The sequence below is a fragment of the Parasutterella sp. genome (assembly GCF_057870745.1).
Genome location: NZ_DBMALT010000063.1, coordinates 1 through 10,043 on the forward strand (window position 1 = coordinate 1; position 10,043 = coordinate 10,043).

The 10,043-nt window shown below is 46.4% G+C and carries 7 protein-coding genes; 4 read left to right on the forward strand and 3 right to left on the reverse strand.

What is annotated here, in order from left to right:
- Positions 1-101: 101 nt before the first annotated feature.
- The 3 genes from ACZND6_RS12005 to ACZND6_RS12015 all read right to left on the reverse strand — a co-directional run bounded on the left by ACZND6_RS12005 (position 102) and on the right by ACZND6_RS12015 (position 3,261).
- Complete coding sequence (locus ACZND6_RS12005) at positions 102-1,067, reverse strand: LysR family transcriptional regulator (RefSeq protein WP_290070232.1); 966 nt, start codon at positions 1,065-1,067, stop codon at positions 102-104.
- On the reverse strand, positions 1,057-1,824 hold the full coding sequence (locus tag ACZND6_RS12010; RefSeq protein WP_278417751.1) for an alpha/beta hydrolase: 768 nt from the start codon (positions 1,822-1,824) through the stop codon (positions 1,057-1,059). Before ACZND6_RS12010 ends, ACZND6_RS12005 begins: the two co-directional genes overlap by 11 nt.
- A 339-nt stretch (positions 1,825-2,163) precedes the next feature.
- Positions 2,164-3,261, reverse strand: a complete 1,098-nt coding sequence (locus ACZND6_RS12015) for a type II asparaginase (protein ID WP_008811345.1) — start codon at positions 3,259-3,261, stop codon at positions 2,164-2,166.
- Between the two features lie 277 nt (positions 3,262-3,538).
- Between ACZND6_RS12015 and ACZND6_RS12020 the strand changes: the two genes are divergently transcribed.
- The 4 genes from ACZND6_RS12020 to ACZND6_RS12035 all read left to right on the forward strand — a co-directional run bounded on the left by ACZND6_RS12020 (position 3,539) and on the right by ACZND6_RS12035 (position 9,857).
- Positions 3,539-6,373, forward strand: coding sequence for a valine--tRNA ligase (locus tag ACZND6_RS12020; RefSeq protein WP_008811344.1), 2,835 nt, complete (start codon positions 3,539-3,541; stop codon positions 6,371-6,373).
- A gap of 20 nt (positions 6,374-6,393) precedes the next feature.
- Positions 6,394-7,377 carry an autotransporter outer membrane beta-barrel domain-containing protein gene (locus ACZND6_RS12025; RefSeq protein WP_300874671.1) on the forward strand — a complete coding sequence of 328 codons (984 nt, stop codon included), beginning with the start codon at positions 6,394-6,396 and terminating at the stop codon, positions 7,375-7,377.
- 59 nt (positions 7,378-7,436) lie between these two features.
- Positions 7,437-7,913 carry a DNA polymerase III subunit chi gene (locus ACZND6_RS12030; protein WP_008811342.1) on the forward strand — a complete coding sequence of 159 codons (477 nt, stop codon included), beginning with the start codon at positions 7,437-7,439 and terminating at the stop codon, positions 7,911-7,913.
- Positions 7,914-8,417: 504 nt separating this feature from the next.
- The gene (locus ACZND6_RS12035) at positions 8,418-9,857 is read left to right on the forward strand and encodes an aspartate ammonia-lyase (RefSeq protein ID WP_489524727.1); all 1,440 of its coding nucleotides are present in this window, start codon (positions 8,418-8,420) and stop codon (positions 9,855-9,857) included.
- Positions 9,858-10,043: the final 186 nt, after the last annotated feature.

Consider the following 10,043-nt stretch of genomic DNA (forward strand, 5'->3'; position numbering starts at 1 on the left):
GAGAAACCGCCGTAAAATCAAGGTGACTTGGCCTACCAGATCGGTACGGGCGGTGGTGTGAGAGGGTGTTCGCTGGAACTCAGCGAAACCCTACTCGATTTCTACTGGTCATGTTTGACAGCTCGGAGGCTTTCGATTAGACCTCGGACACAATCGAGAACAAGGTTAGAAATTCTCACGTCGAAATCCTTGCGGACACAGAAATATATCTTTCTTGGATTAAAGTCATCAGAAATAGGACAAATATTCAGGGTATTTTTCTCGTGCGACATTAAACCAAGCATATGCGACACGGACCAGCCCAGGCCCGCACCGACAAGGTCGTAAACAAAGGCGTTGCTTTGTATTTCAAAAACCTTCGGAAAATATAAATTGTGCTTTCTGAAGTATTCATTGAGCAAGCCTCCGTCAGCGGTTTCTTTTGAATGATAGATAAAGGGAAGACCGCAAAGCTTGAGTTTTTCAAAAGTCAATTTTTCTTGATTCAGGGTAAATTCTTTCGGAAATATAAAATACCAAGGGTCTTCCCCAAGAAAATACTTATTAATGTCTTCATGACTTTCCTCTCCGGCCAATACAGCAATATCCAAGCTTCCCTCTTTCAATTGTTCCATCAAAGTTCCGCTGGGTTCGGACGTAAGAGAAACGAGACCGAGGGTTTTCTGCATCTGTTTGCAGAGATCTGCAGCAATGACTTTCCCCGCAGATTCAATCATGCCGATACGAACAGCAGGCTTGACAAGATTTTCATACTGAATATTGACTAAGATTTGGCTTACGTTCTTTTCGCTTTCTTTGAGCGCCTCGTAGAGTTTGACCGCTTCTTTTGTCGGTTGGGGAGGCCTGCTTTCTCTGTTAAACAGGTCCACTCCCAAAGACGTTTCAAGTCCCGCAATCGTTTGAGAGATTGAGGATTGTGTGAGCTGAAGTTTTACAGCGGCTGCCGAAAACTTCTTTTCCTCCATAACCTTCATAAACACTGAGAAGGAACGAGAAAAAAAATGTTCCCCCGCCACTTCTTGAGAACTCGAAAAATGTTTGAAAATATCTTTTTGATTAATCGACATTCTTTATGAAATCTAATAATTTTTCTCGGACAGGCGAATTATTGTCGGCAAATACGCATAAATAGTTCTTGCCGGGAACATTCCAAATTTCTGCCTGTTTTGGAAGAGAGAACTCGAAAAGTTTCCTTTGTCCTTTTCTCACAAAATTATCTTTTCCAGGATTAACGACGACTAAGGGGCATGTAACGAGGGTGATCGCTTGCGCGGGCTGAATATCTGTTTCCTTTAAAGTCCTGGCTAAAAGATCGCCAAGAATAAATCCGTGTCTTTCCTGAATCAGACCTTTTTGAGATGCGTAAATGGATTCAAGGACAACACCTTTCACTTGATCCTTATGGCTGAGGTAGAAACGAAGCGCAGCATCGGCCCCAACGCCTTGACCGAAAAGAACAAGTTTTCTTCCCTTTATCAAATCAGAATTCTTGACGCATTCCCAAACCGCACCTGCATCTTTGTCTAAATTGTCTAATCGAGCCTCACCTTCAGTTTCCCCAACGCCCTGATAGTCAAACAAAATAACCGGGACGCTCTCAAGTGCAAGAAAAGCGACCTGCTGCATGCTGTAACTCATATTGAATTGAGCGCTTTGGAAGTAAAGAACAACCGGCAAAGTTTTGAGCTTTTCTTTTTTTATCTTTCCGGTTTCTTTCGGCACAAGAATTTCAAAACTTATTTCGGGCTTTGTGGGATCAGAAAGGTTTTTCGCTTTTCCTTTGATCGACTCAAGGCCGTAAAGCGAAGCGGACCAATATCTCATTGAGTCAGATCTGAAGAAAAGGCTTTCTACAAGGTTAGATATGAAGTTCATTTTCAAGTCCTCGTCTGCATACCTCAAGTTTCCGACAGGGTCCTAAAAATTCCTCCTACATTAAATATTTTTAATCTTTCTTATAGAAAAAATTTATGTTGTTTGTAGAGTTAACCTTAATTGAATAGATTTCTTAGATTCAATAATCACTAAATTATTAAGGGGTTAATTCTTGTAATGCACCAGGAAAAAAACCTCTTTTTTAGTTTATTTCCTTTCTTGGGGACTGACACAAGAAAAGAGCCCGGTTTATTCTGGGCTCCGTCTTATTTCAAACCTTTAATTTAATTAATATTGTTTGAACATTTCCGAAATCTTCTGCGGATCATTGGTCTTGGTTAAACCCAACTGCAGCAGGATTCTTGCTTTTTGCGGATTGAGCGTGCCGGCGTGAACAAATCCTGCCTTATCCCAAGCAGCTGTAGATTCAATCGTCGGGCCGTTTGGAACTCTGGCAGAGCGCACGACAACGATACCTTTCTTGGCAGCGTCATAAAGAGCTGGTTCAGCTGCTTCATGAATAGAGCCGTTCCCAGTTCCGGCATGAACGATACCTTTTGCGCCGTTGGCAACGGCAGCTTCGGCCATTCTTCCGTCATCATTCACATGAGAGTAAATAATGTCGACTCGAGGAAGATCGTTTAGATTGCTGACATCGAATTCGGTATCTATTGTATGTTTACGGGTTGTAGCCTTATAGAAAACCGGACGGCCGTTTTCAAAGTAACCGAGGTAACCGAGTTCCGGGCTTTGAAAAGTGTCAACTCTTAGAGTGTTTGTTTTTTGAACATCTCTGGCGCCATTAATATTGTCATTCATGGCAATCAGTACACCTCTGCCCTTAGCATCCTTAGATGCGGCAAGATTTACGGCATTCAAGATATTCACAGGACCGTCAGCGGAAATAGCTGTTGCCGGACGCATAGCTCCTATGATGACGACTGGCTTGTCGGATTTTGTCACAAGGTTCAGGAAATAAGCTGTTTCTTCAAGAGTGTCAGTGCCATGTGTGATCACGATACCGTCTACGTCAGGTTTGGCAAGCAATTCATTTATACGCTTGGCCAATTTCAGCCAAATTTTGTTGTTCATTGATTCAGATCCAATATTGGAGATCTGCTCACCTTTGACATTGGCAACCTTGTGAATCTCAGGGACAGCTTGCAGCAAAACATCAATACCTAGCGCACCAGCTTTGTAGCCCGTCATTTGGGTGTTGCTGGCGGCAGAGCCGGCGATTGTTCCTCCTGTGGCCAGGATCACGACGTTTGGCTTCGCAACTTTTTGCTGCTGAACCGGAGCTTCGGCTGCATGAGAATTAACTAATCCGGCGGATAAAAAAGCGCTGGAAATAAATATGGCTGTAAAGCATTTTTTGATGTGCATTGTTTCCTCCTTGAGAAAATGCGAGATCAAATTAACGAGAAAAACGCTTCCAGCCAAATAGCATTAGGAAGAATTATTTTTTGAATAAGAAATGGTTATCCCATTTTTATCTTCTGATTCCGGTCATACTTCTCCTCATATGCCCCTTTCCGTTTCTCCAAAATTTCATACGTTTACAGTCAAATTTTCCGACTTTTTCTTATTTTTCGCGGAAAGCCTCAATACGTGAGAAAATAAGAAATTCTATTTTTGATTCGCATATTCACATTTCAGCACCATGAGCGAAACACAGAACAAAGAACTCGCTAAGAGTTACGATCCGGCTTCGATTGAAGCCAAGTGGTATCCCTTCTGGGAACAACAAGGTTATTTCAAGGCCGGCCTTGAAGAAGGCAAGCCCTCTTTCTCTATCCAGCTGCCGCCGCCGAACATCACCGGTATTCTTCACATGGGTCACGCCTTCAACCACAGCGTGATGGACTCCCTGACCCGTTTTTATCGCATGAACGGCTACAACACGATGTGGCTGCCGGGAACCGACCACGCCGGTATCGCAACTCAGATCGTTGTTGAACGCAAACTGGAAGCTCAGGGTAAGAATCGCCGCGATATGCCTCGCGACGATTTCGTGAATGAAATTTGGAAGTGGAAAGAATATTCCGGCGGCAACATTCTCAAGCAGATGCGTCGCTTAGGAGACACCCTTGACTGGGACCGCCTCTATTTCACGATGAACGATGATCTTGCCAAGGTGGTGGTTGACTGTTTCGTTGATCTTTACGAAAAAGGCCTGATTTACAGAGGGCGCCGCCTCGTTAACTGGGATCCAAAACTTCAGACTTCTGTTTCCGACCTGGAAGTCGAACCGAAAGAACAAGACGGACATCTTTGGGAAATTCGTTATCCGGCTGCTGACGGCTCCGAAGGCGTCGTCGTTGCAACGACTCGTCCGGAAACTATGTTCGGCGACCAAGCTGTTGCGGTCAATCCGGAAGACGAACGCTATAAAGATTTAGTGGGAAAGAAACTGAAGCTTCCTCTGACAGACCGAGAAATCCCCGTCATCGCTGACGATTATGTGGATAAAGAGTTCGGTTCCGGCTGCGTGAAGATTACGCCGGCTCACGACTTCAATGACTTTGAAGTCGGTAAGCGCCATAACCTGGAGCAGGTCAACATCATGACCAAAACGGCACATCTTAACGATAACGTGCCCGAAAAATACCGCGGCATGGATCGTTATGAAGCTCGTAAAGCCGTCATCGAAGATTTGAAGGCTCAGGGCCTTCTCGTCGGTATCAAACCGCATAAACACATGGTTCCGTTGGTGCCGAGAACCGGTGAGGTAGTTGAACCGATGATCTCAGAACAATGGTTTCTGGCAATGAGTAAGCCGGCTCCGGAAGGCAGCCGTTATCCAGGCAAGTCTCTTTCTGACCTCGGTTTGGAAGCCGTTCAGGAAAATCTGGTGAATATTTTTCCGGAACAGTGGCAGAAAGTTTACAAAGACTGGCTCTCTAACATTCAAGATTGGTGCTTGTCCCGTCAGCTCTGGTGGGGGCATCAGATCCCGGCTTGGTATGACGACAAAGGCAATGTTTATGTTGCTCATACCGAAGAAGAAGCTCAGCAGAAAGCGGGAGAGGGCGTCAAGCTTCATCGTGATGAAGACGTTCTCGATACCTGGTTCTCTTCTGCCCTCGTGCCCTTCTCTACATTAATTAACGATCCGAAGGCTTTCGATATTTATCTGCCTTCCTCTGTTCTTGTGACCGGTTACGACATCCTTTTCTTCTGGGTTGCTCGTATGATCATGATGACTCGTTTCTTCACAGGGCGCGTCCCCTTTAAGAATGTCTACATTCACGGCCTGGTTCGTGATGCCGAAGGCAACAAGATGTCCAAGTCCGAGGGCAATACTTTGGACCCGCTCGACATCATCCAGGGCGTTGATCTCGAATCCTTAGTCAAGAAGAATACGACCGGCCTTCGTCAGCCCGAAAAAGCTCCGATCGTTGAAAGGAAACTGCGCAAGCATTACCCGGAAGGCATCAATGAAATCGGTGCGGACGCCCTGCGCTTCACGATGGCTGCCTATGCAACCCTCGGCCGTAATGTGAACTTCGACGTCAAACGCGCCGACGGTTACCGCAATTTCTGCAACAAGCTCTGGAACGCCACACGCTTCGTTCTGATGAACATTGAAGGTAAAGACTGCGGTCTTGATCCGAATGCTCCGATGGAATACTCCGCTCCAGATCAGTGGATTTGGTCCGAGTTCGAACGTACTGTTCAGGAAGTCCGTAAGGCCTTTGAAGACTACCGTCTCGATAACGCTGCCAACGCAATCTACTCCTTCATTTGGAACCAGTACTGCGACTGGTATCTTGAACTTTCTAAAGTCCAGCTCAACCAAGGCAACGAAGCTGTTCAGAGAGCTACCCGCCATACACTGGTTACCGTTCTTGAGCAGACGCTGCGCCTGGCTCATCCGATTATTCCTTTCATTACGGAAGAACTTTGGCAGAAGGTCTCTGTTGTTGCCGGTGTCCGCAGCGAAAATTCCGTCGATTCTCTGATGGTTCAGTCCTATCCCGTTTATGACCCGGCAAAGGTCAACACACAGGCGGACATGACGATCAATGAACTTAAAGCCATGGTTGATGCCATTCGCAACCTCAGAAGCGGCATGCTCGTGCCTCCTTCTAAGAAAGTTCCACTGGCTATCAGCAGCCGTGACGGAGAAGCTCGCGCAAGAGCCGAGAAACTCACGCCTTATCTCCAGACGCTCGGCCGTTTGGAAGAAGTGATCTTCACAGATGATCTCGAAACCGTTCGTCCTGTCGGCTCCGCTGCTCCGGTGGCAGTCGTTGACGATTTCAGCCTCATGCTGATCATCAAAGTTGATGTTGCCGCTGAACGTGAACGTCTGAATAAAGAGATTACCCGCTTAGAAAATGAAATCGCTAAGGCCAACACAAAGCTTTCCAACGAAAACTTTGTTAAGAAGGCCCCTGCTAAAGTTATTGAACAGGAAAGAAGCCGTTTGGCCAGCAACGAACAGCTGCTCGCTTCCAACAAGGAACAGCTTTCTAAGCTGCCTCAGGCCTAATTCTTTTCCCGGAGAGAAAAATGAAACTGATTCGACTTGCACCCCTCGCTCTGGCTGTGTTTTCAGCAGCCGCCAGTGCTGATATGTTCACTGCCAATCTTTACGATGTGAACAATATCAACCAGGACGTGATTGATTCAAGATTGTCCATGTCCGGTCCTTTGTTTAACGGCTGGGACCGTACCTTTAAACAAGGCGATCCTTGGGTTGAAGCTTATGGCATGACGCACCGAATTAACCGTACCGGCGACTTTGGTAAGTTCAAAAACAAAGGTGCTGGGGGTGTCTTTGGTTACGACCATGTTATTGCTGACAATTTCCGCTTAGGCCTCGCTTTGAACGGGGGCGCTGGTAAGCTGAAGTGGTATGACAATGAAGGTGAAGATGATTTAAAGATTGACTCTCATTGGTATGGCGCCAACCTTTACGGAACTTGGACTGGAAAAAAAGTTAATGTCATAGCTAATTTGGGCTATACCCATCAGAAAGATGACGGCAAACACGACATTGAGGATCGTAATTCCCACGCACTCAATGCAGGCCTTCGTTTTGAAACCAGCTTTGTCGCGGGCGGAATTTCTTTCGTTCCTTACTACGGCGTCCGCTTCACGCATCTTTCCAATGGAGCCTTGAAGTCGGACGGTACTGATAACCTCGAACCGGGAGAAACGCCGGAGCCAAGTTCTGTGAACATGTCAGGCTCCAATATCTGGCAGTTCCCCGTTGGCGTTAACGCAGGTTTTGAGTACACCTGTGCTGCTGGCTGGAAGTCCCGCACGATGATCGGTTTGGCCGTCATTCCGACAGCCGGAAAGCGCAAGACCTATTTCAGTGGAGAGGAAGGAGGTTCCGGCAGATTTGCAAACTCTGTCACCTATCGAGGTAAAGTGGGTCTTCAGCTGACGAAGGGACAGCATTCTTTCGGATTTATGTATGGCGCAGCTGCAGGCGCACACGGCAGCTTCGGACAGAATGTCACTCTGAATTATCAGTTCATGTATTAAGGCTGAATTGCTTTGAACAAAAGGTCGGTTCGCCCGGCCTTTTGTTTTTGGCACTAAGTATGCGCACTCGCTTGATTCAAAACATCGAATATGACAAGATTTCAGTCATGTCAGATTTAGCATTTCATACCGGTGTTGAAAACCGTTTCAAATACGCTTGTTTGGCCATGCGTAAAGCGCAGCGGCTGAATGTGTCTGCGTGTGTACTCTTGGAAACGGATGATGAACTTCGTCGGTTTGATAATATGCTTTGGGCGTTCGAGCCCACCTCTTTTATTCCCCACGGCCGTCCTAATACACTGGATATGCAAAGAGGCGGCGTGGCCCTTTCCACTCATGCGGCTGATCTTCCCGATGCCGAGCTTTTAGTTCTTCTAACGCACGGCGCGCCAATTGATACAAAGGCCTTGATGGAACGTTTCCCTAAAATTATCGATATTGTCGGCAGAGACGATCCCGAATTAACGGAGGGGCGGCATCGCTATGTCGCCTACAAAAGACAAGGTATTGAGCCGACAGTTGTTAAACGCGGCTGATCGACGATTGACTTACAGAGGATCCTCGTACAAAAAGAGCTTCCACCACGCAAGCACCACTCTAAAACCTTTTTAGTATCTGCCTTTGAGTTTCATCTGCACACGACATAACTGATGAAGCCGATGGTGTTGTTGAATTAGACCTATACGCTTTTGCTTTTGATTAAAGCAAAACTTAACTTATCCTTCTAAATTTCTTATGTTGCTGGAGATAGAAGTTGAAAACCTTCAGAATACTCTAACTGAAGTAAGCAAAATGAGGCAATACAGCGTGAGTCTTTTTGGCAAGAGGTTTTTTGATATCCAGGCATTATCCTGCCTCCCCCGTATTCGAACCAGACGGGGGATTTTTTTTGATCTTTTTTCACGATTTCTACCTTTAAGTCTCAATCGCTCAAGTGAAGAAAAACTTAATTTCAAGTATGGAATTTTTTACCTTAATCGCTTCTCTTCACAATCTCATCCACAATGTGCTCATTCACAACAACGTTTCAAGGAGAAACAATGACAGACGTAAGAATTGAACGGGACTGCCTCGGTGAAATGGAGATCCCGAACGATCAGTACTACGGCATCCAAACACACCGTATGGAGAAAGTATCAGGTACAGCGAATCTTCCTGTTATTTTCTATCCGGACATGCACTACGCACTGGCACAGATTAAGAAAGCAGCTGCCATTGCCAACGGTAAGATCGGTGCTATGCCGGCCGACGTATCAAAGGCCATTGCTCAGGCCTGCGACGAAATGCTGACAGGCAAATTCAATGACCAGTTCCCGCTCGATATGTGGCAGGGCGGCGGCTACACTTGCGTCAACATGAATGTGAATGAAGTCATCGGCAACCGCGCCAATGAAATCCTGACCGGTCATAAAGGAACAGAAAAAGTTCATCCGAACACTCATGTCAATATGGGTCAGTCCACCAACGATACGATTCCTTCTGCGACTCACCTCGGTATGATCGGTCGTGTTGATGAACTCATCAAACAGTTGGACCTTTTGGCAGCTTCTTTACGTAAGAAAGAAGAAGAGTTCAAAGACGTCGTTAAAGTCGGCAGAACCTGTATTCAGGACGCTCTTCCTTTGACACTCGGCCAAGAATTCAGCGGCTACGCTTCCGTTGTTGAACGCATGGCAAGAAAAGTCAGACATCTCCGTCCCGGCTGCTTTGAAATCGTGATGGGCGGCAGCGCTGTCGGTACCGGCTTTAGCGCAGCCCCAGGCTACAAAGATGCGCTTTATGTGGAACTTAGCAAACAGTACGGCGAAGAAGTCAAACCGATGGAAAACCTTTTCGACGGTTTCCAGAATCCTGATTTCATCGTTGAAGTCTCAGGCGTCCTCAAAGAAGTGGCAATGACACTTTCCAAGATCTGCAAAGACTTCAGACTGATGGGTTCCGGCCCTCGTTCCGGCTTCATGGAAGTCAACGTTCCCGCCCTTTCTCCGGGATCCTCTATCATGCCGGGCAAGATTAACCCAACCGTTCCGGAAATGGTTATCCAGATCTCTCACCAGGTCGTCGGCAATGACATCGCCATCTCCATGGCCTATGACGAAGGCGAGCTTGACCTGAACGTTTGGGATGCAACTTTCTACAAGTGCCTATTCGAAAACTTCCAGTTAATCAACAGCGAACTTGAGATCCTGCGTGTCCACTGCGTTGACGGAATGACCGCCAACAAAGAAAGATGCGCTCAGGAAGCCAACTCCTCTATCGCTCTGAGTACGGTTGTTGCAACAGCGCTTGGCTATCCGATGGGCGTCAAGGTAGCTCATTACTGCGAACAAACCGGAAAGAACGTTCGTGAAGCTGTCGTAGAAATGGGTCTGATGACAGTCGAGGAAGCTAAGAAGCTGGTTGATCCGATGCTGATGACCAACCCGCATGCTGCAGGTCCCGTTGTTGACGCTTTCAAGAAAGAAAAGAAACTGATCTAATCTTGAAACGGTAAAGAATTTCAGCCTAACGACTTGGGTGGAGTCGTTTAGGTCGATTCTCTTTTTAGTGCAGTCGATATTGATCCCTGACCTGAACTGATTTTGGTTGACTCTGTTTTTGCTTAAAACTAATCGTAAGTTGACTCTTTGTTCTTAGAACTAAATGCAGTTGACCTTTAAGATTTT